The organism is Streptomyces sp. NPDC001668 (assembly GCF_042893155.1).
In the GTDB taxonomy this organism is placed as follows: Bacteria; Actinomycetota; Actinomycetes; order Streptomycetales; family Streptomycetaceae; genus Streptomyces.
Window position 1 is genome coordinate 220,536 of sequence record NZ_JBIAUQ010000002.1, and the last position, 20,335, is coordinate 240,870.

General features: G+C 70.4%; 16 protein-coding genes and 3 pseudogenes. 11 read left to right on the forward strand and 8 right to left on the reverse strand.

What is annotated here, in order from left to right; all coding sequences use genetic code 11:
* Positions 1-16: 16 nt before the first annotated feature.
* The gene (locus tag ACFYZ8_RS06510; RefSeq protein WP_388531766.1) at positions 17-2,572 is read left to right on the forward strand and encodes a CBM35 domain-containing protein; all 2,556 of its coding nucleotides are present in this window, start codon (positions 17-19) and stop codon (positions 2,570-2,572) included.
* 132 nt (positions 2,573-2,704) lie between these two features.
* Here ACFYZ8_RS06510 and ACFYZ8_RS06515 read toward each other — a convergent pair whose 3' ends face one another.
* Genes ACFYZ8_RS06515 through ACFYZ8_RS06525 form a run of 3 tightly spaced genes read right to left on the reverse strand, consistent with a single transcriptional unit; the run spans position 2,705 to position 4,716 of the window.
* A complete protein-coding gene (locus ACFYZ8_RS06515) occupies positions 2,705-2,860 on the reverse strand; it encodes a DUF6131 family protein (RefSeq protein WP_088245310.1) in 156 nt (51 codons plus the stop codon).
* A gap of 59 nt (positions 2,861-2,919) precedes the next feature.
* Positions 2,920-3,453 (reverse strand): GNAT family N-acetyltransferase, encoded by a 534-nt coding sequence (locus tag ACFYZ8_RS06520; protein WP_388531764.1) that lies wholly within the window; start codon positions 3,451-3,453, stop codon positions 2,920-2,922.
* A gap of 9 nt (positions 3,454-3,462) precedes the next feature.
* On the reverse strand, positions 3,463-4,716 hold the full coding sequence (locus ACFYZ8_RS06525; RefSeq protein WP_388531763.1) for an MFS transporter: 1,254 nt from the start codon (positions 4,714-4,716) through the stop codon (positions 3,463-3,465).
* A gap of 144 nt (positions 4,717-4,860) precedes the next feature.
* Here ACFYZ8_RS06525 and ACFYZ8_RS06530 point away from each other — a divergent pair, with 144 nt between their 5' ends.
* Positions 4,861-5,454, forward strand: coding sequence for an ArsR/SmtB family transcription factor (locus tag ACFYZ8_RS06530; RefSeq protein ID WP_388531762.1), 594 nt, complete (start codon positions 4,861-4,863; stop codon positions 5,452-5,454).
* Positions 5,455-5,487: 33 nt separating this feature from the next.
* Positions 5,488-6,759, forward strand: a complete 1,272-nt coding sequence (locus tag ACFYZ8_RS06535) for an MFS transporter (RefSeq protein WP_388531761.1) — start codon at positions 5,488-5,490, stop codon at positions 6,757-6,759.
* 276 nt (positions 6,760-7,035) lie between these two features.
* Here ACFYZ8_RS06535 and ACFYZ8_RS06540 read toward each other — a convergent pair whose 3' ends face one another.
* Positions 7,036-8,742, reverse strand: a complete 1,707-nt coding sequence (locus ACFYZ8_RS06540) for a glycosyltransferase (RefSeq protein ID WP_388531759.1) — start codon at positions 8,740-8,742, stop codon at positions 7,036-7,038.
* 132 nt (positions 8,743-8,874) lie between these two features.
* Here ACFYZ8_RS06540 and ACFYZ8_RS06545 point away from each other — a divergent pair.
* From ACFYZ8_RS06545 to ACFYZ8_RS06560, 4 genes and pseudogenes are all read left to right on the forward strand, one after another.
* A pseudogene (locus ACFYZ8_RS06545) lies at positions 8,875-9,036 on the forward strand (ergot alkaloid biosynthesis protein); the annotation flags it as partial.
* A 62-nt stretch (positions 9,037-9,098) separates the two neighbouring features.
* Positions 9,099-9,251 (forward strand): annotated as a pseudogene (locus ACFYZ8_RS06550) (cytochrome c biogenesis protein ResB); the annotation flags it as partial.
* Positions 9,250-9,391 (forward strand): annotated as a pseudogene (locus ACFYZ8_RS06555) (ergot alkaloid biosynthesis protein); the annotation flags it as partial. The pseudogenes ACFYZ8_RS06550 and ACFYZ8_RS06555, both read left to right, overlap by 2 nt.
* A gap of 205 nt (positions 9,392-9,596) precedes the next feature.
* Complete coding sequence (locus tag ACFYZ8_RS06560; protein WP_388531757.1) at positions 9,597-12,257, forward strand: glycosyl hydrolase; 2,661 nt, start codon at positions 9,597-9,599, stop codon at positions 12,255-12,257.
* A 60-nt stretch (positions 12,258-12,317) separates the two neighbouring features.
* Here ACFYZ8_RS06560 and ACFYZ8_RS06565 read toward each other — a convergent pair whose 3' ends face one another.
* Complete coding sequence (locus tag ACFYZ8_RS06565) at positions 12,318-12,626, reverse strand: acetyl-CoA synthetase (protein ID WP_388531756.1); 309 nt, start codon at positions 12,624-12,626, stop codon at positions 12,318-12,320.
* 394 nt (positions 12,627-13,020) lie between these two features.
* Between ACFYZ8_RS06565 and ACFYZ8_RS06570 the strand changes: the two genes are divergently transcribed.
* A complete protein-coding gene (locus ACFYZ8_RS06570) occupies positions 13,021-13,350 on the forward strand; it encodes a TfoX/Sxy family protein (RefSeq protein WP_388531754.1) in 330 nt (109 codons plus the stop codon).
* Positions 13,351-13,455: 105 nt separating this feature from the next.
* Positions 13,456-14,202: a phosphotransferase family protein gene (locus ACFYZ8_RS06575; RefSeq protein WP_388531752.1), complete on the forward strand. Its 747-nt coding sequence runs from the start codon at positions 13,456-13,458 to the stop codon at positions 14,200-14,202.
* A gap of 89 nt (positions 14,203-14,291) precedes the next feature.
* On the opposite strand, the gene ACFYZ8_RS06580 is transcribed toward ACFYZ8_RS06575, so the two are convergent.
* Positions 14,292-15,185 (reverse strand): LLM class flavin-dependent oxidoreductase, encoded by an 894-nt coding sequence (locus tag ACFYZ8_RS06580; RefSeq protein ID WP_388531750.1) that lies wholly within the window; start codon positions 15,183-15,185, stop codon positions 14,292-14,294.
* 107 nt (positions 15,186-15,292) lie between these two features.
* A complete protein-coding gene (locus ACFYZ8_RS06585) occupies positions 15,293-16,339 on the reverse strand; it encodes an NAD(P)-dependent alcohol dehydrogenase (RefSeq protein WP_388531748.1) in 1,047 nt (348 codons plus the stop codon).
* A gap of 93 nt (positions 16,340-16,432) precedes the next feature.
* Between ACFYZ8_RS06585 and ACFYZ8_RS06590 the strand changes: the two genes are divergently transcribed.
* Positions 16,433-17,026, forward strand: a complete 594-nt coding sequence (locus ACFYZ8_RS06590) for a TetR family transcriptional regulator (protein ID WP_359040271.1) — start codon at positions 16,433-16,435, stop codon at positions 17,024-17,026.
* A gap of 345 nt (positions 17,027-17,371) precedes the next feature.
* Here the strand turns inward: ACFYZ8_RS06590 and ACFYZ8_RS06595 are convergent, their stop codons facing one another.
* Positions 17,372-18,115, reverse strand: a complete 744-nt coding sequence (locus tag ACFYZ8_RS06595; RefSeq protein WP_388531746.1) for an SOS response-associated peptidase — start codon at positions 18,113-18,115, stop codon at positions 17,372-17,374.
* A 313-nt stretch (positions 18,116-18,428) separates the two neighbouring features.
* On the opposite strand from ACFYZ8_RS06595, the gene ACFYZ8_RS06600 reads away from it, so the two are divergent.
* Positions 18,429-20,228 carry a S8 family serine peptidase gene (locus ACFYZ8_RS06600; protein WP_388531745.1) on the forward strand — a complete coding sequence of 600 codons (1,800 nt, stop codon included), beginning with the start codon at positions 18,429-18,431 and terminating at the stop codon, positions 20,226-20,228.
* Positions 20,229-20,335: the final 107 nt, after the last annotated feature.

Here is a 20,335-nt window from a genome sequence, read left to right on the forward strand (position 1 = left end):
GAGGAGGAGGACCACCATGCCTCGCACTCCCAGCAGATCCCTACGCCTGCGCAGCCTCATGGGCGCGGGCGCCGTCGCCGCGGCCCTCGTCGGCACCGCCCTGACCATCCCCGCCGCTCAGGCGGCCACCCCCCAGCTGACCGTGGACCTCGGCCGGACCACCGGCGCCGTCATGCACGGCGCCAACGGCACGCTCTACGGCCTCAGCGACGACGGCGTCCCCGGCGACAACCTGCTGGTCCCGCTGCACCAGACCTCGATCGTGCAGAAGGCACCCGACGGACTCCAGCACCCCAACGGGGACGCGCTGACGGTCAAGCCCGCCTACGACCGCGCCGGCGGCGGCCAGGTCCAGATCTACATGCAGGACTACTACACCCAGTGGCCCTACGAGAACCTCGGCCTGGACGACTACCTGGCCAAGGTCGACACCATGGTCCGCAAGGTCGCCGCCCGCCCCGACGCGGACGACTTCGTGTGGGTGCCGTTCAACGAGCCGGACGGCATCTGGTACCAGGGCCTGGGCAGCTCCGACACCGCCACCTACACCAGCACGCGCGACAGGTTCGAGAGCGACTGGGCCACCGTCTACAAGAAGATCCGCTCGATCATCCCGAACGCCCGGATCGCGGGCCCCAACGAGACCCACTACGACGCCCGGCTCATGCGGGACTTCTATCCCTGGGCGAAGGCCAACAACGTCCTGCCGGACGTCACCACCTGGCACGAGCTGGACCCGGGCTCGCTCGCGAACTTCGAGTCCAACCTGGCCGCCTACCGGACCATCGAGAAGAACGCCGGCATCCCCCGACGCCCGGTCAGCATCAACGAGTACGCCAACCGGCGCGACCAGTCCGTGCCCGGGCAGATGGTCCAGTGGCTGTCGATGTTCGAACGCAACAAGGTCTACGCCGACCAGGCGTACTGGAACATCGCGGGCAACCTCAACGACAACGCCGTCCAGACCAACATCCCCAACGGCAGCTGGTGGCTGCTGCGTTGGTACGCGGGACTGACCGGCAAGACCGTCGAGACGACCCCGCCGCAGGCCGACACCATCGACACCCTGCAGGGCATCGGGACGCTGGACACGAGCCGCGAGCAGGCCCAGGTGCTCCTCGGCGGCGGAACCTCCGGCGCCGCCGACACCGTGCTCCGGCACCTCCCCTCCTCCTTCGGGAGCAAGGTCAACGTGACCGTGGAGCACGTCGGTTGGAGCGGCTACGAAGGAGCCGCCGCCGCACCGAGCGTGGTCTCCCGCACCAGCCGTACCGTCGGCAAGGACCGCGCGCTCACCGTGCCGCTGACCGGCCTCGACCCCATGTCCGCCTACCGCGTCACCGTCAACCCGGCCGGCCACGGCACTCCCGCCACGGCGAGCCTGCCCTGGTCGGCGTCGTACGAGGCCGAGGACGCCGCGATCACCGCCGGCACGGTCTACACCCAGGGTTCGCGCTCCAACCCCTACGGCTTCGCCACCTCCGGCACCAAGGACGTCGGCAGCCTCAACCAGCCGAACAGCAAGGTCGCCTTCACCGTCGAGGTCCCGAAGACCGGCACGTACGACCTGGACGTCTTCTACGGCAACCAGTCCGGCACCCCCTCCACCCAGACCCTCACCGTGGACGGCGCCTCACCGGTGACCCTCACCTACGGGTCCACCCTGAACTGGACCTACCGCTCCGTCGTGCGCACCCCGGTCACCCTGACGGCAGGCACCCACACCCTGTCGCTGGCCAAGGGCACCAGCGAGGTCACCCTCGACAAGATCGACCTCACCGCGTCGGTCACCCCGCAGGCCGTCTACCCGGCGACGTACGCCGACATCACGGGATCGCCGTCGTACGACTACTCCGCCTCGGGCGTCAGCGGCGCCGGGGCCCTGGTCCTGGGCAAGGGCGACAAGGCGATCTTCGATGTCAATGCTCCCGCGGACGGCTACTACTCGGTGCGAGCCGACTACACCGGCAGCGGCACCCTGAGCCTGGACGGGGCCACGGCCGCCACCCTGGCACCGGCCCAGGCGAAGGACACGGGCAGGACCCTGAGGCTGTACCTGTCGGCGGGCAACAACCGCGTCACCGCGGCCGCCCAGGGACATGACCGGCTCTCCCTGCGCGATCTGCGCGTCACCGGCGCGCCGAGCACGGACGGCGTGACCGCCTACGAGGCCGAGGACGGCACCCTCGCGGGCCACGCGGCCGTCGCCTCCAACGCCTGGACCTCGGGCGGAAAGTACGTCGGCGACATCGGCAACGGCGCCGGCAACACCCTCACCGTCCCCGTGAAGGCCGCCAAGGCCGGGCGGTACGTGATGAGCGTCCGCTACGCCAACAACCAGGTCTCTGGCTCCGGGAACTACAACACCAACGTGGTCTCCCGCGCGGCCGACATCACCGTCGACGGCAGCACGCAGACGGTCATGTTCCGCAACAGCTACAGCTGGTCCAACTACTGGTACCTGCCGGTCCCGGTCACCCTCAAGGCGGGCGTCAACAGCGTCACCTTCGGCAACGACTCGGCGTACGCGCCGGACATCGACCGGATCACGGTCGCACCGTTGAACGGCTGACGCCGAGGGCTGCATGACGGCGGCCGGGCCACCGAGTTCTTCCTCGGCAGGCCCGGCCGTCGTGCCTCTTCGATCCGGAGCAGACCCGGCTGGAGATCGCAGCCGCCAGGTGCCGATCGAGGACAGCCGCGGTCACCAATAGTGACGTCGACCGGCGACCGCGTGCCCCATGGATCCCATGAGCCAGAAAACGGCGCCCACTACGGCCAGGATGATCCCCAGGGTCCACAAGATCGATATGCCGGTGAGGAAACCGACGACAAGCAGGATGATGCCGAGCGCGATCATGATGTGCCTCCTCGCGTGCGCTGACGTTGTCACCTCCCGAATGCCCCGAAGCTTCAACATCACCCCACCCCGCCGAGGAAGGAGGAACCGCCGACGGACGGCGAGCGGAGGTCGAGCTCGTACCAGGTGCCTGGCTTGCCCCCGAGGCCGGCCGGACCGGCGGGGCCGATCGGGACGAACCCGGCTTTGGTCAGCACCTTCTGGGAGGCGACGTTCTTGTGGGCGGTGGCCGCCCGCAGGGTACGCAGCCGGTGCCGGGACGCCGCCAGCCGGCACACCTCCCGAACGGTCGCGGTCGCCACGCCACGGCCTGCGACGTGCTGCGCGACCCGGTAGCCGAGTACCGCGGCGCGATCCTCCATGTCGATCAGGTTGAACCGGCCGAGGACGGCACCGTCCTCGGCGACGAGCACGTGGAAGGCGCAGATCCCGGCCTCCTGCTCAGCCAGCAGGGCGTCGTACCGGTCGGTGAACCGGTCGAAGAAGTCATCGCCGCGGTCGGAGATCGAGGCAGCGAAGTAAGCGCGGTTGGCCAGCTCGAAGGCCAGCACCGCCGAGGCATGATCAGCACGCAGCCGCTGCAGCTCGGGCACGGCCCGACTCTATACAGGGGGCACGCCGGGGACATCCGAGTTTCCGCCGACACCCGTCAGCCGTTCGGACACCTCTTCCGCAGTTGCAATCCGGAACGCGACGGCCGCAGCGCCTGAGGCAACGGCGGCCAGTGCGACAGCCACCAGCCGGGGGCCGGTGAGGGCGAGCAACTGCCCGCCCATGGCTGCGCCGGAGGCGGAGCCGACGTTGAATCCCGAGCCCAACCAGGCGTTTGCCTCGGTGTGGCGCGATGCCTCGACGCGCTCGTCGACCAGGAGATAGGCGACGACGAAGATCGGGGTCATAGGCAGTCCGGCGCAGAAGGCGACGAGCACGATGAGCGGTGATTGTGCGGCCGCCGCCAGCAGGAAGGCCCCGGCGACCAGTCCGGCCGTGACGATCACGTAGCGGATGCGCAGCGTTGCCACCCAGGTCTTGCGACCGTAGGCCAGGCCGCCCACCACGCCGCCCACGGAGAAGGCCGCGAACGCGTATCCGGAGGAGGCGAGGCCGCCGAAGTGGGAAGAAGCCGCCGGAATGATGACCTCAAGACCGCCGGCGAACAGGCCGAGGGCGAGGACAGGCACGATGATGCCGCGCCCGTCGCGCGTGCGGAGGACGGACCGCTGCCGCCGCACGGTCGCTTCAATGGCATCCTCCTCGGACTGGTCGGCAGGGAGGACTCGCAGTACCGCGGACAGGCCAAGGGCCGCGGGCAGCAGGAGGATTGCGCCGACGACGAGCGTGAGGCGGGTGTCGGAGAGCGCCATTCCGGCTGACACCAGCAGCGGCGTCGCGACGAAGGTCAGCTCCTCGACGGTCGAATCCAGGGTGTGGATGCGCTGCAGATGGTCCTCGTCCGGCATCAGCCGAGACCATACGGACCGCAAAGTGGGTGTGAGAGGCGGGAAGAGGCATCCCGCTGCTGAGGTGGCCGCTGCCGCCGCCTGCCAGGGTACGTGTCCCATCACCGCGGCTGCGGCGGTGAACAGGATGAGGCAGGCCACGGCCATCAGGGGCAACGCGGCCGGGCCGCGCCGCGAGGCCCAGCGAGCGCGCGCCGGTCCAGGGAGTGCGATGGCCAGCATGAGGGCGCCGGAGGCGATGCCGGCGATGCCGATGCCGTAGCTCTCGGTGAAAGCCATGAGGACGGAGAACGGCACGACGCCGGCGGGTATCCGGCTCAGGACGCCGAGTCCCAGGACACCTTTGGCCCTGGGCACGGAGAGGGTCGTGCGGTAACTGAGGCGTGTTTCGCTCACGGAGTTGCTCCTGCGGTCGGTGCGCTGCTGGTGAGACTAGGTGTCTCGTCGGCCCCGGCCGCCGGCAGCCACTCCGGGGCCCACTTGTGGATCAAATCTGAAGCAGATATTGCGAAGTTTCCGCTTCACATCTACGGTGCGTGCATGCGACCGAAGCACAAGCCTGAGCAGATCACCGACCTGTCACGGTTGAGGGCGTTCATGAACCCGCTGCGGATGCGGCTGTACCGGCTGCTGTACGCCGCGGGCACCGCGACCGCCTCTCAGCTCGCCGAGGATGTCGACGAGACGCCCTCGCTGGTCAGTTACCACCTGCGCAAACTGGCCGAGAACGGCTTCGTGACTCAGGCGAACGGTGAAAGCACCGACGGCCGCGAGCGTTGGTGGCGAGTGGCGTCCGAGGAGGGCTGGGGCTTTCGCGACTCGGACTTCGCAGACACTCCGGAGGGCGCCGCCGCCGTCGGGGCGGTCACCCGAGGCATCTTCGACACCCGCGTCGCCCAGTACCGCGCGTACCTCGACCAGAAGTCCGCCTGGGGGAAGACCTGGAGCGACGCGGCCTTCAGCTCAGAGTGGCTGCTCGACCTCACCCCCGCCGAACTCGACGAGATGAGCGACGAGCTCGAGGCACTGGCCCGGCGCTGGCGGGAGCGCGGCAAGGCCGCCAAGGCTGCCGGCGACACCGAGGACAGGGAGCACGTGTCCGTACACCTCTACGGCTTCCCCTTCCGGCCCTGACCCGGCCATATCCCCGACTCACTGGAGCCTGCCATGGCCACCCCGGAGACAGCCCTGCCCGAACGCGCCGCCGCACCGGCCCACAGGGACGGCAATGTGCTGCGCTGGCTCACCGCGTACACCGCCTCTCTCGTCGGCGACAGCGTGTACTTCGTCGCCCTGGGCTGGTCCGCGCAGAGGGCCGTCGGCCCTACGGAAGTTGGCCTCGTCATGGCCTCAGGAGCCCTGCCACGCGCGTTACTCATGCTCGGCGGGGGTGTGGTGGCCGACCGGTTCGACCCCCGCCGGGTGATTCTCGGCAGTGACGCACTGCGCTGCCTCCTGATCCTGGCGGTCGCCGCAGTCATCGCACTGACGGCACCGGCCCTGTGGATCCTGGTGTCCGTGGCGCTCGTCTTCGGTGCCGTGGACGCGTTGTTCGTGCCTGCTGTCGGTGCCCTCCCGCCACTCATCACCAGCCCCGACCAGCTGGCCCGGGTCACCGGCATGCGTGCGCTGGCGATGCGCCTCAGCCAGATCGCGGGCCCGCCGATCGGCGGCCTGGCCATGGGACTCGGTGGACCTGCGGCCGCGTTCACCGTGGCCGGCCTGTTCATCGCCCTGTCCCTGCCACTTCTGCTGACGACACGGATACGGTCGCTCGGGGCACGAGAGGCCGAGAAGCCGGAGCCCGGCACCGCGCGGCAGGACCTGCTCGACGGTCTGCGCTACCTCCGCCGCCACCGACTCATCGGCCCGCTCGTGGTCGCCGGTGCCATCTGTGAACTCGGGCTCGTCGGCACCCTCAACGTCGGCATGCTGGTCCTCAACGCCGAACGCGGCTGGGGCCCTTCCGGCTACGGCTGGATCGTCAGCAGCTTCAGCGCAGGAGCTGCTGCCAGCGCCTCGCTGCTGGCCATTGCCGGTTGGCTGCCCCGCGCCGGCCTGGTGCTGGCCGGGACACTCCTCGTGGGCTGCGCGGGCGCAACCGCCATCGCGCTGGTGCCCACGCTCTGGCTCGCCGCGGTAGTGGCCGGGGTCATCGGACTGAACGCGGGTGTCTTCGGCAGTCTGGACAACGCCCTCATACAGACCGCTGCGGACCCGGCCTATCTGGGCCGGGTCACCTCTGTCGTCATGCTCACCATGGTCGGTCTCGCGCCCCTCAGTTATCCGCTGGTCGGCGCAGCCATCGGAGCCTGGGGATCCGCTCCGGTGTTCGTCGGCTGCGGCCTCTTCGCCGGCCTGGGCGTCGTCATCGCCCTGGCATCCGGCGCGGTGCGGCATGCCGAACTTCCCCGGCAGCGGCCAGGCGTGGCCGTCTGACCAGCTCATCCGCATCGCGCCGCCCACCCCCAGCAGGGGGTCCACCTGCGGCAGGGACTTCAGCTCCTTCGCCGTCTCCCGCTCCGCCCTGGCCGGCAGCGTCACCGTGCCGCCGCGGCGGTATCCCCGACACGTCCAGGTCACAGGTCACTTGTCCCGGAGCCCCTCCGCCGACATGTCCGTCGCCTCGTCCACCGCGACCATACGGCCGACCGAGCCGGCGAAGGCCAGGGAGGGGGCCGGAAGCCGGCCCCTTCTGCCCGGCTGCGGCTCTGGTCAGGCGCCGCTCCAGGGGTCCGCCCTGCGTGCCAGCTTCTTCGCACGGCCCCGTACGTCCGGGGGGAGGCGGTGCAGGACCGTGCGGGCCGCTCGGCGGATGGGCGGGGCCGAGGTGGTGCGCAGGTAGAGGCGGTGCGGGAGCGTGGCCCGGCCCGGTGGGCGGACGGAGAGGCGGAGTTGGCCGGCGGGGCCGCCCCAGGTCGGGATCACCAGGTGGGGCGGGGTGCCGACGCTGACCGAGCCGAAGCCGAGTCCGCCGCCGAGAGCGAGTCCTGAGCCGGTGTCACGCGTGGTGTCGTCCGCGCGCGTCACCCGCGCCCTGCGGCCCACACCGAGGAGTTGGGCGCTCGCCCACACCAGGTGCGTCCCGGGTTCCAGTTGTCGGCCGCCTGCGAGGGTGAGGGGGTCGATGGCCGTCTCGCCGGTCAGCACGACGCGGTGGCGGCGTCCGCCGAGCGGTTGGGTGCGCGGGATCAGGTCGGCGTCCGGGAACCACCACAGGTCCTGGGCGGTGTCGTGGACCAGGAGTTCGCCGTGCGCGTGGCCGAGGGGGTGCGGGGCCTCCCAGCCCTCGGCGCCCTCGATGCCGGCCAGCAGATCGGGGTCGAGGAGCATACGGCCGTAGCGTTCGACGAGGGCGAGGGGTTCACCGTCGGCGCGGCGCATGCCGATCGTGGTGGTGACGTGGAGTTTCCCGTCGCGCCAGCGGATGTCGTCGACGGTGACCACGGGCCTGATGCCCCGCGTGCGGCGGGCGAGTTCGACGAGGGAGTCCAGATGGCCCTCCTCCAGCAGGTGCGCGCGGAGTCGGGTGAGGGCGGGGAGTCCGTCGCGGACACCGGGCGGGTAGGCCTCGACGGCCAAGCGCCGTACGACATCGAAGTGGCGCTCGAGGTCCTTGCCGGTGCGCTGGAGGACGCGGGGTTCGTTCACCGGGCGGAGCAGTTCGACGCGGTAGGAACGGCGCAGCAAGTGGTTCTGCAGGGGCCCCGGTTCGGTGTCCTGCTTGATGGCCTCGACGACCGTGCGCAGGTGACCGTAGTAGTCCTCCGGGGTGGTGCCGCGGCTGCTGTTGTTGCCGCCGTCGTCCCGGCGTTTCCATACGTAGCAGGGGTGGTCGGCGAGGATCGAGACCGTCTTGGCGTGCACGTAGGCGCGGACCATGAAGAGCTGGTCCTCCAGCCGCACCGGGCCCTCGGGAAAGGTGAGGTCGTGGGCGAGCAGGAAGTCGCGGCGGAACATCTTGTGCGGGGTGAGGCTCTCCATGAGCGGCGCGTCCTCGACGGTGCAGCGCTCCACCGTGCGTTTGAAGACGTTGCTGGGGCCCTGCATGGTGCCGATGACCTTCCCCAGCACGATGTCGGAGCCGTTGCGGGCGGCCAGCCGGTGCAGGTGCTCGAGGGCCGCGGGGGTCAACTCGTCGTCCTGGTCCACGAATTGGACGTACTCGCCGCGGGCCTCCCGGATGCCGACGTTGCGGGGTTTGCCGGGCCAGCCGGAGTTCTCCTGGTGGATCACCCTGACATGCGCGTGCTGGGCGGCCAGGTCGTCGAGCCGCTGCGCGGAGTCGTCGGTCGATCCGTCGTCGACGTAGATGATCTCGTACGCGTCCTCCCCCAGGGTCTGGCGTAAGAGTGATGGTGCACATAGGTCGATGTAACGGCCCGCGTTGTAAACGGGCACCACGATGCTCACCTTGAGCATGAACGCTCCCCCTCAACAGAGACAACATGTCTCCTGTTGTTCGTTGGACGTTCAGACTCTGGCAAAGGTTGTCCCACGCGAAACAATTCGAAGCTCATCGAATGCCCCACCCCCCGACAGTCGGCCCCTCCATCGGACGAACGGGCACCCGACACCGATCTCGTCCTCACCGGACCCGAGGCACTCAGCCACGACGACATCGCCACGATCATCACCGAGGTCACCGGGCGACCCGTGACGCACCACCGCCTGCCGTACGAACAGACGCGCGATCGCCTGGCGGCGGAGGTCCCGTCAAGAACAACCCCACCCTCGGGGACGTCTACGACAAGCTCGGCCTCTTCCACGTCTACAGCTCGGTGTGTTTCTCCGCGATCTACATCCTGCTGTTCGTCTCCCTCATCGGCTGCATCGTGCCCCGCACCTGGCAGTTCGTCGGACAGCTGCGCAGCCGCCCGCCGGGCGCCCCCAACCGGAGCAGGTCCGCGAGGCCGCCCTTGCCCTGCTGAGGAAGAAGCCCGCCATGCCGGCCGGCATGGACCGTGCCATCGCGGCAGGCACGGAGGACCGCGTCGCCGACACCGTCCAGCGCCTCACCGGCCGTCCTCCGCGGAGCTTCCGGGCCGTCGTCGAGGCGGAGATGCGGTGAAACAGCTGATGTCCCAGGACCATCCAAGTCCGGCACCTTCCAGCGGACTTGGCATCAGGTGGGCCACGGCCGGAAGGCGACTGCCAACCTTTGGCCACGCAAATGGCAGGCTCCGGTCAAGGCTTGCCAAACTCCCGGATGCTCTGACCTGCCCGTGATCGGGTCTCCACCGACGGCTGTATCACCGCCCGTGTGGGAGGACCTGGTGTCAGCACCAACCCGTAGAAGACGATGGCTCACGATCTGCGCCATCACCGCAACCGCCGGACTCGTCGCGGTACCCGCGAGTGCCGCGCCCGGCCGGCACGACAACACCCCCTTCGGGGCCCGCACCCTCGCCCGACTCGCCGCTGAGCGGGAGCAGTCGGTGGGCGCCATGAGCCCCAAGGTGAAGGAGGAGGACGGCGACGGCGACGACGGCAACGAGGCCGACGAGATAGCCGAGGGCGCGGACCAGTACGCCGAGGCCCGCACCTCACCCGGCATCGTCGCCCCCGGCGCTTACGGGGCCGCGTGGACCAGCCTCGCCAACCTTCCGAGCAGCGGCGGCAGTTGGCGGAACATCACCGACCTGCCGTACAACTCCGACGACTCGCGTTACCGCGACATCGACTCCAACTCCAGTGGCGGCTCGGGCAATGTCACCGGCCGGATGGCCGCGATGGCCGCCGATGACGACGGGTACGTGTACGCGGGCAGCGCGGGCGGCGGGGTGTGGCGGTCCCGCAGCGGCGGAGGACACTGGCAGCCCATCAGCGACCGGCTCTCCTCGCAGTCCACCGGCGCGCTCGCGCTCGACGGCGGCGGACGGTTGTGGCTGGGCACCGGCGAGGCGACGACCAACGCGGACGCCTACCTCGGCAGCGGCGTCTACGTCCTGTCCGACCCGCACCACGGCACGTTCTCCACGCGCAGCCGGGTCGGCGGCGACGAACTGGAGTCCACCACCATCCACCAACTGCGCTTCGGCGGCGGCAAAGTGTGGGCGGCGACCAGCGCGGGCGTGTGGAGCCACTCCGCGAAGAAGCTCAGCGGTGCCTGGAAGCTGGAGTTCGCGCCCAACCCCGACTACCTGCCCGGTGGTTCGAAGGCCGACGACCCCGCCGCCGCGTACAAGAACATCACCAACGACATCGCGATCGACCCGAAGAACCCCTCCAAGGTCGTCCTCGCGGTCGGCTGGCGCAGCGGTGACGACTACAACGGCTTCTACACCAAGGTCAACGGCGCCTGGACCCGGATCAGCAGCGGCTTCGGCGACCTGCCGACCGACGCGGACAACGTCGGCAGCGTCACCTTCGCCCGCTCCGCCGACGGCTCGCGCTACTACGCCATCGACCAGTCGCCGGAACAGCTGAACACCAATCCGGACAGCGGCCTGGAGGGCATCTACGTCTCCAAGTCGGGCTCTCCCAGCGGCCCCTGGACGAAGATCGCCGACTACCAGGGCCTGGCAGCCGACGGCTCGGCACTCACCTCCCCGGGCTACATGCCCGGCGTGCAGGCCTGGTACAACCAGTTCCTGACCGTCGACCCGGCCGACGCCGAGCACGTGTACGCGGGCCTGGAAGAGGTCTACGAGACCAAGGACGGCGGCACCGACTGGTCGGCCGTGGGCCCGTACTGGAACTTCGGCTTCTCCTGCTGGAGCATCGACCCGGCCAAGCAGACCGGCGACTGCAACCCGACCACCCACTCCGACCAGCACGGCGTCGCGATCGGCCGCTACCACGGCAAGAGCTTCGTGTACGTCGGCAACGACGGAGGCGTCTACAAGCGCCCGGTCAACGGCGCCCAGGACTCCTCAGGGCACGCCACCGACTGGACCTCGCTCAACGACGGCACCATCGACACCCTCCAGTACTACTCGGTCGGTGTCGGCAAGGACCTGGACCACGGGGGCGTCTCCGTCACCGGCGGACTGCAGGACAACGGCCAGTCGATCCTGCGCAGCAACGACAAGGTGATGGGCTCCAACTTCGGCGGCGACGGCGGCGACACCCTCACCGACCCCGCCAACGGCTGCAACATCGCCGAGGAGTACGTCTACCTCTCCATCCAGGTCACCCAGAACTGCGCTGTCAACGACGGCAGTTGGATCGACGACCCGAGCAAGGCCACGTCGTACAGCGTCGCCCCGGCCGACAACGCCACCGGCGAGGCACGCTTCATCGCCCCGCTCGCGGCCGACGCGAAGAACAGCTCGACCTGGATCGCCGGCGGCCGCCATGTCTGGGTGCAGACCCACGGCTACGCCATCCGCAGCGGTGACGAGTGGAAGAGCGTCTACGACCTCGGCGAAGGCCACACCGCGACCGCCGTCGCCGCCTCGGGCGGCAAGGTGTACGCGGCCTGGTGCGGGCCCTGCAACAACCAGGGCTTCGCCCGCGGCATCTCCGTCGGCAACGCGGACGGCACCGGCTGGCACGACATCACCCTCCCCGCCACCGGCGCGACGGGCACCGTACCCAACCGCTACCTCAGCGGCTTCGCCATCGACCCGAAGAACGCCGACCACGTCTACCTCACGGTGAGCGGCTTCTCCCGGCAGTGGACCGAAGGACCGGGCGCCGGCGTCGGCCATGTCTTCGAGTCCGAGGACGGCGGCACCACCTGGAAGGACGTCTCGAAGAACTTCCCCGACGTGCCGGCCGACTCCGCGGTCGTCACACCGAACGGCGGCCTCGCCGTCGCCACCGACCTCGGCGTCGTCTATCGCGCGCCCGGCCGTTCGAGTTGGCAGCGCGTCGGCTCGCTCCCGGCCGTCGCCGTACTCCAGCTGAAGCTGAGCCCCGACGGCAGCACGCTGTACGCCGCGACCCACGGCCGCGGCATCTACACGATCAAAGTGCGGGACTGCGACTGAGTCTGCATCGACTGAGTCGGCATCGACGTCGCGGTGAAGGGGTGATCCCGGTTTCCGGGGTCACCCCGCCGTCGTGTGGGGCACCACGACCACCCGCAGCGTGAAGGCCACGCGGCCCACCCCTGCCAGGTCCGGTTCCTTCGCCAGGGCGGTGATGTCGGCGGCACCGGCCCGGATTCCCGCGCACCGCAAGGAGACCCTCGCGGTGCCGTCCGCATCCACCTGCCAGCCGGACGGCTGGACGAAGACCGGCGCGGAGCTGCGCAGCGCGGTCCATCGCCGGCCGTCCGCGCGAGGGCGCAGGACGAGCGACACGACGGTCCCGGGCCGCACACACATCTGCTGCGGGGCCGGGTCATCGGGTGACACGGTGAGATCGACGTGTCCGGCGACGCAGCCGGACGACGCGGACGGGCTTCGCCCGGTCGGGCTCGCGGGAAGCGTCTTGGGAGGTGTTTCAGGAGGCGCCTCAGGAGGTGTCCCGGGCGTGGAGGACGTGAACGCACCGGTCGACGGCGTCGGAGAGCCGCTCTCGGACGTTCCCCCTCCCGACGATCCGCCGCACGCCACCAGGACCACCGCCCCCGCCATCACCCACCCCCCGACCCACCGTCGCATCCGCGCACCTCCCGGCCAGGCTCCTGTGGCTACCAGAATGCCCCACCCGGATGATCCAGGCCTGCCATGCTGGAAACGACGTAGCACCGGGCCAGGGGTACAAGGCCGGTGAGGCGGCAGACTGTCCGAGGCAAGGAGACCTCCGATGGCGTACGACGAAGGGCTCGCCGAGCGCGTCCGCCAACACCTCGGGGCGGATCCCGCCGTCACCGAGAAGCGCATGTTCGGCGGCATCGCCTTCCTCCACCAGGGCAACATGGCCGTCGGAGTGACCGGCGACGACCTCATGGTCCGCGTCGGCCCCGACGCCACCGACACGGCCCTCGCCCGGCCCGGGGCACGGCTCTTCGACATGACCGGCCGCCCGATGCGCGGCTGGGTCGTGGTCGCAGGTTCCGCGGTGGCGGAGGACGAGGCCCTGGGAGAGTGGATCGACGAGGGCCGCGCCTTCGCGGCGAGCCTGCCGCCCAAGTAGCAACCGGGCGGGGCGGCAGGACCTGGTCCGCCGCGCACTCACACGCGCACGCGCACCCTGCAAACCCGGCGACGTGGGCGAACATCCCCGGGATACTGGTCGCCCATGGATGAGGTCGAAGTCGTCGTCGCCCATTCCGAGCGCGCGACACTGCGCGTCGGCGACATGTTCCTGAAGGTGGACGCCGATCCGGCACGCATCGATTTCGAGGTCGAGGCGATGTCCCTCGCGCCGGTTCCGACCCCGGAGGTCCTGTGGCGCAAGCCGTGCGTGCTCGCGACCGCCGCACTCCCGGGGACGACGCTCGGGCGCCTCGGCGGGCCGTCGACCGGGTCGCCGGCGGCGTGGGCCGCGGCGGGCGCCGCCATCCGCAAGCTGCACGACGCGCCGCTGCCGTCCCGGCAGGGCCAGGCCGGCCGGAGCATCGCCGCGCTGGCGGTGGAACTCGACGACGAGTGCGCGTCGCTGGTGACGAACGGCGTCCTGCCCGCCGACCTGGTCACCCGCAACCGCCAAGTCGCCGAGGCCGCCCTCCGGCCGTGGACTCCGTCGTTCACGCACGGCGACCTGCAGATCGAACACGTCTTCGTCGACGGCGACGAGATCACCGGCATCATCGACTGGTCCGAGGCGGGCCAGGGCGATGCCCTGTACGACCTGGCCACCTTCACCCTCGGTCACGAGGAGCACCTCGAGGACGTCATCGCCGGTTACGGCGCCGATGTCGACCTCGACGTGATCCAGGCGTGGTGGTCGTTGCGAAGCCTGCTGATAGTGCGCTGGCTGGCCGAGCACGGCTTCGACCCGTTCGCGCCGGGCTGTGAGGTCGACGTACTGAGATCCCGGATGTGAGGCCGCGCGGGCCCGACCGCCAGGTGTGCGCGGGGCGGGACGCGAGCGGAGCACCACGACCAGCGGCGCCCGCCGTGCGACCCGCCTCCTCAACGACCGATGGCCGGCTTCTGCTGCCCCACCGCCTCCAGTACGGCCTTCAGCTGCCGCAACGGATCCGGACCGGTGATGCGCAGCACGACCGTGTCCGCGCCGGCCGTCGCGAGCTCGCGGATGTGCTCGGCGGCCCCGGAGACGGGACCCGAGACGGTGAACACCTCGTGGGGCGGGCGGCCGAGCCAGGCGCCATGGCCCTCGATGTGCGGGTGCAGGGCCTCGGCCACCGCGTCGGAGTCGTCACCGACACAGGTGAAAGCGAAGACGATCAGGGCGTGGTCGGACGTGGCACCGCCCTTGCCGGTCAGCGCTCGGGCGTGCTCCAGATCGCGCGGGCCATGCCCCTCGGTGATCACCGTGCCGTCGGCGACCCGTCCGGACAGCTCCAGTGAGCGAGCGCGCACGACGCCCGCGACCACCGGCGGGACAACTACCGGAGGATGCGTCAACTCGACGCCGTCCAAGCGCACTTCACGTCCCGCCAGCTCCACCCGCTCGCCACGCAGCAGCGCGCGGACCGACGTGATCGTCTCCTCGAGCAGGGCCAGCGGGGACCGCGCCGCGGCGCCCACCTGGGCCATCCACTCCTGCACTCCGTGCCCGATCCCGGCCACCAGCCGTCCGGGGAACACCCGTGCCAGCGTGGCCAGTTCCATGGCCAGGAGCGCCGGACTGCGCAACGGGGCGGGGGCGATCCCGATGCCCACCCTGATTCGGTCCGTGCCTCCCAGGGCCACGGCCGCCGCCGACACCCCACCGTTCCACCCGAGGTCCTCGACCACCCACAGGTCGTCCACACCGAGCGCCTCGGCCTCCCGCGCGAACCCGGGCAGACCCTCGGGGGCCCAGTCGCGGTCGTACATCACACCGATCCGTACGTTCGTCATACGCCGGAACCTATGCGGAGGCGGCAACTCGTTCAACGGTGTATCCGGCAGCGGGAGTTGTACAGCCTCAGCCGGCCGTTCGAACCGCCCCCCACCAGCCGCCGCGTTCAATCCAGGTCGGACATGTCGAGGACGAATCGGTAGCGGACGTCGTTGCGTCGAAGACGCTCGAGGGCCTCGTTCACACGCGCCGAGGGAAGGACCTCGATGTCGGCGGTGATGCCGTGACGGGCGCAGAAGTCGAGCATGTCGGCGGTCGCGGGCCTTCCGCCGCTGCCCGCCGAGGTGAGTTTCTTGCGTCCCACGAGCAGGTCGGTGGTCTCGACGGTGACGGTTCCGAGGTGTCCGAGGTGGGTGAGCGTCCCGTCCATGGCGACCAGGCGCAGGTAGGGGGCGAGGTCGTGGGGGGCGGAGACGGTGTCGATGACGACGTCGAACCGGTCGCGGGCCGCGGCCATCTGCTCCGGGTCCGTGGAGACGATGAGGTCGCGGGCGCCGAGACGACGGGCGTCGTCGGCCTTGTCGGGCGTGCGGCTGACCACCGAGGTGTCGGCGCCGAGTGCCACGGCGATCTTGACGGCGAGATGACCCAGGCCGCCCAGCCCCACCACGGCGACGCGGGTATCCGGCCCCGCGCCGAGGGCCCTCAGCGGCTCCCAGACGGTGATCCCCGCGCAGAGCAGAGGAGCCGCGCCGGCCGGGTCCAGGCCCGCGGGAAGGGCGTAGGCGAAGCGGTCGCGGACGACGTACTCGCGGGAGTAGCCACCCAGCGTGGTCGATCCGTCGTGCCGGTCGATGCCGTCATAGGTCAGGGTCGGGAAGGTGTGGCAGAAGTTCTCCTGGCCGGCCCCGCACATGGCGCACTCGCCGCACGAGTCGACGATGTTGCCCACCGCGACCGGGTCACCGACGGCGAAACGGGTCACGGCGGCACCGGCCTCGCTCACCACGCCGGTGAACTCGTGCCCCGGCACCAGCGGCTTGCCGCCGACTTCGCCGGACCGGGCGCCGACGGCGTGCACATCGGTGTGGCAGACACCGCAGAAGTCGACCCGGACCGCGAGGTCGTCGGGGCGCAGGTCGCGCCGTTCCAACGACGTCCGCCGCAGGATCGGCGACGGACCTGTCACCTGCCAGCCAACGGTGCTCCTCATGACATCTCCTACAGACAGACTGTTCGGTCTATTCAACCGTACAGGCAACTGCCCGCCAGGCAAACCAACTGTTCTGTCTGGTAGCCTCGGGGTATGGCCGACCAGCCCCTCACCCCGCGCGGAGCCGCCACCTACCAGCGCATCCTCGAAGTGGCGACCCAGGAGTTCGCCGAGCACGGGATCGCCGGTGCGCGCGTCGAGCGGATCGTGGCCGCGGCACGCACGAACAAGGCGCAGCTCTACGCCTACTTCGGCAGCAAGGAAGGGCTCTTCGACGCCATCTTCTTCGGCTCGCTGGAGCGGATCGTCAATGTCGTCCCCATCGACGCCACCGACCTCGCGGACTGGGCCGTACGCCTCTACGACGAGTATCTGCGCCGCCCCGACCTCATCCGGCTGGCCACCTGGGCGCGTTTGGAGCGGCGTCCGGCCGGCCATCTGGTCGACGACCCCGACCGGCTCGACGACCTCAAGCTGCGCGCCATCGCCGAGGCCCAGGCCGCCGGGCTGGTGCGCGAGGGAGACCCGTTCGATCTGATGGCCATGGTGATCGCCATGTCCATGGCCTGGTCACCGGTCAGCAACGTCTACGCGGCGACCGCGCAGGAATCCCCCGAGGTGCACGACCAGCGCCGGACGCTCCTCCGCGAGAGCGTGCACCGCGCCGTGAAGGCCGACCAACGCTAGTACGCCGGTACAGCCACTGCGGCTGCAGCGCGTCCCGGAGCGCGACGAAGACGTAGGCAGTCTGCGGAACGTCGGTGGATGGGCGGTGGACGACGCGTTGGCGGACATGACCGCCGGACGGCGCCTCTCGGCCGGCGGTCGCAGCGCGTGCTGTTCCTGGGCCCGCCCCCCCTTCGTCGCGGTGCTGGGCGCGACGGCGGCCCTGGCCCCCTCCCAAGTCGCCCTGGCGTCGGCACCGCCTACGAGCCGGCGTTTCGCGCACCAGGTGGGACGCGCGTTGCCGCGACCGAGTGTCACTCCCCGGACGCCGACCCCCGGCCCCGCCGCACGCAAGGCCGGCAGGTCTCACGCGGGGTGTTCGTCGAGGAGTTGGGGCCCGTTGTTGCGGACGTTGTTGACGGCGGTGGAGACGGGCCTGGCGTGCAGGTGGCCTTCGGCCGGCTGGCCGAGCAGGGCCCGCAGCTCATCTGGATCCCGGTGACCGGGGTCGAGCCAGGCGTCATAGTTGTCGGGCGTGAGGGCGAGCGGCATGCGCGGATGGACACGGCCGGCCGCGTCGGTGGCCTCGGTGGTGATGATGGTGCACGTCATCAGCCAGGCGGCCGGGTCGTCGTCCCGTCTGACAGCCGGGTCGCGCCAGTACTCGTACAACCCGGCGAGTGCCATCACCTGCTCGTCCTCGGGGTGGATGAAGTACGGCTGCTTGCGGGCCTTGCCGGTGGCCGGGTCCTTGATCTGTTCCCACTCGTAGAAGCCGTCGGCGGGCAGCAGACAGCGGCGCCGGGTGAAGGCGCGGCGGTAGGCGGGTTTCTCGTGCACCGTCTCCACTCGAGCGTTGATCATCCGTGCGCCGGCCTTCGCGTCCTTCGCCCACGACGGCACCAGGCCCCAGCGCAGCGGCCGCAACTCCCGACGCACCATGTCGGTGTCCTCTTCGCCGCGGGGTGAGCGCTCGAGGACCGCCCACACGGCGTCGGTCGGGGCGACATTCCAGTTCGGCGCGAGGGTCTCCTTGGCCGGGACGTCGGGCACCTGAAAGAGCGGGGCCAATTCCTGCGGGCTGCGAGTGGAAGCGTATCGACCGCACATACCGCCACTCTCGCACCGCCGCGGCACTGCGCAACAGCGCCCGCGCCGCCGCGTTCTGCCCGGCGCTCCGACCGGCACGAGGGGGTAGTACGTCGGCGCCGGCCGCCAGGGCCCGGTCCACGTCGCCGAGCTCTCGGTGGATCCCGATCCCCGATGCCCGGAGCACGTCTCTTTTCAGCCACGCCTCTCCAACGTCCCTGCGCTGAAAGGTACTTCCGTACAGGAGCATGCACCTGACATCTTGCACCCACCACTCGTTTCGTACGGCCCGGCCGGTGCCCCCAGCACGGCCGGGCCGTCTCCGGAGGACGCATTGATACCCCACATCTCCAGCCGCTCCAGACGCACGTTGGCGCTGGCGGCCACGCTCGGCGCCGCCCTCGCGTTCGGTGCCCCTGGCGCCCTCGCGGGCACGCTCCCCGTCGTCCCCACCACCGCGCCGGCCGGCAAGGCCCAGGCTCCGGCCGCGGTGCCCGCGTCCCAGAGTGCGGACTGGGTGGCCGGGACGCGCGCCTACCTCGTGATCACCGCCCCCGGTGACAGTTCGGCGGTCCGCTCGGCGATCACGGCCAACGGCGGCACCGTCTTCTCGGACTTCGACGCCATCGGCGTGATCGTCGCCCACTCGGCGTCCAGCACATTCGCCGCCACCATGCGCGGCGTCGCCGGCGTGCAGCAGGTCGGCGCCACGCGTACCTCGGACGTCCCGGCCGCCGCCTACGACCCTGCGCTCCCGCCCAATCCGGCCCAGGCCTCGACGCCGGCCGGAGAACCGGTCCGGGCCGACATGAGCCAGATCAAGGCCGACCAGGCCTGGGCCGTGAACCCGGGCTCCCCCTCCGTCACGGTCGGCATCCTGGACACCGGCGTGGACGACCAGCACCAGGACCTGGCGCCCAACTTCGACGCGGCCGACTCGGTCTCCTGCGCCTACGGCAAGCCCGACACCCGGGCCGGCGCGTGGCGGGACGTCGACACGCACGGCACTCACGTGGCGGGCACCATCGCCGCGGCCAAGAACGGCAAGGGTGTCGTCGGCGTGGCGCCCGGGGTGAAGATCGCCGCGGTCCGGGTCGCCGAGCCGGGCAACTCCTTCTTCTTCGCCGAGAACACCATCTGCGGCTTCGTCTGGGCCGGTGACCACGGATTCAAGGTCACCAACAACAGCTATTACACGGACCCGTGGCAGTTCAACTGCCCGGACAACATCGACCAGGCCGCCATCATCGAGGGCGTCAAGCGCGCCCAGGAGTACGCCGAGGGCAAGGGCTCCCTCCAGATCGCCGCGGCGGGCAACGAGAACTACGACCTCGCCCACAAGACGACCGACTCCGCGAGCCCGAACGACTCGACGCCGGTCACCCGCACCATCACCAACGCCTGCCTCGACATCCCGACCGAGCTGCCGGGCGTGGTCACGGTCGCGGCCAACGGCACCGGCGTCACCAAGGCCTCGTTCTCCAACTACGGTCAGGGCGTCATCGACGTCGCGGCACCGGGCAGCAACGTGTACTCCACCGTCCCCGGCGGCGGCTACGGCAGCAAGAGCGGCACCTCGATGGCCACCCCGCACGTGGTCGGCGTGGCGGCACTCATCGCCGGCGCCAACCCGGGCATCACCCCGGCGCAGCTCCGTGCCAAGCTGGCCGAGCAGGCCAACGACATCGCCTGCCCCTCGGACAGCCGCTGCACGGGCACGACGGCCAACAACGCGTTCTTCGGCGAAGGACAGGTCGACGCCCTCAAGGCCGTCGGGACCACCCCGCCGGCCGGCAAGTACTTCGAGAACCTCACGGACTTCGCCATCAACGACAACGCGACCGTGGAGAGCCCGATCGCCGTATCCGGTGTGACCGGCAACGCCCCGGCCACCCTCAAGGTCGGTGTGGACATCAAGCACACCTACATCGGTGACCTGAAGGCCGACCTGGTGGCGCCGGACGGCACCGTGTACACGCTGCACAACCGGGCCGGCGGCAGCGCCGACAACATCGCCCAGACCTACACCGTGAACGCCTCCTCGGAGGTCGCGAACGGCACCTGGAAGCTGCGCGTCAACGACAACGCCTCCTCCGACACGGGCAAGATCGACGCCTGGAACCTGACCTTCTGACGCAGGGCCCGGCACCGCCCACGCACGGCACGCACAGCGCCGACTGCTGGGCGGCCGAGGGCGCATGGGCCCCGGCGGCGGCGTATGCCGCGGTTGGGGCCACCATG

What these genes read in the sequence shown, in the direction of transcription:
- ACFYZ8_RS06510 (WP_388531766.1), top strand. Translation starts at nt 17, where the DNA reads ATGCCTCGCACTCCCAGCAGATCCCTACGCCTGCGCAGCCTCATGGGC.
- ACFYZ8_RS06515 (WP_088245310.1), bottom strand. Translation starts at nt 2,860, where the DNA reads ATGATCGCGCTCGGCATCATCCTGCTTGTCGTCGGTTTCCTCACCGGC.
- ACFYZ8_RS06540 (WP_388531759.1), bottom strand. Translation starts at nt 8,742, where the DNA reads ATGCTCAAGGTGAGCATCGTGGTGCCCGTTTACAACGCGGGCCGTTAC.
- ACFYZ8_RS06570 (WP_388531754.1), top strand. Translation starts at nt 13,021, where the DNA reads ATGGCGTACGACGAAGGGCTCGCCGAGCGCGTCCGCCAACACCTCGGG.
- ACFYZ8_RS06595 (WP_388531746.1), bottom strand. Translation starts at nt 18,115, where the DNA reads ATGTGCGGTCGATACGCTTCCACTCGCAGCCCGCAGGAATTGGCCCCG.
- ACFYZ8_RS06580 (WP_388531750.1), bottom strand. Translation starts at nt 15,185, where the DNA reads ATGACGAACGTACGGATCGGTGTGATGTACGACCGCGACTGGGCCCCC.
- ACFYZ8_RS06585 (WP_388531748.1), bottom strand. Translation starts at nt 16,339, where the DNA reads ATGAGGAGCACCGTTGGCTGGCAGGTGACAGGTCCGTCGCCGATCCTG.
- ACFYZ8_RS06575 (WP_388531752.1), top strand. Translation starts at nt 13,456, where the DNA reads ATGGATGAGGTCGAAGTCGTCGTCGCCCATTCCGAGCGCGCGACACTG.
- ACFYZ8_RS06530 (WP_388531762.1), top strand. Translation starts at nt 4,861, where the DNA reads ATGCGACCGAAGCACAAGCCTGAGCAGATCACCGACCTGTCACGGTTG.
- ACFYZ8_RS06590 (WP_359040271.1), top strand. Translation starts at nt 16,433, where the DNA reads ATGGCCGACCAGCCCCTCACCCCGCGCGGAGCCGCCACCTACCAGCGC.
- ACFYZ8_RS06535 (WP_388531761.1), top strand. Translation starts at nt 5,488, where the DNA reads ATGGCCACCCCGGAGACAGCCCTGCCCGAACGCGCCGCCGCACCGGCC.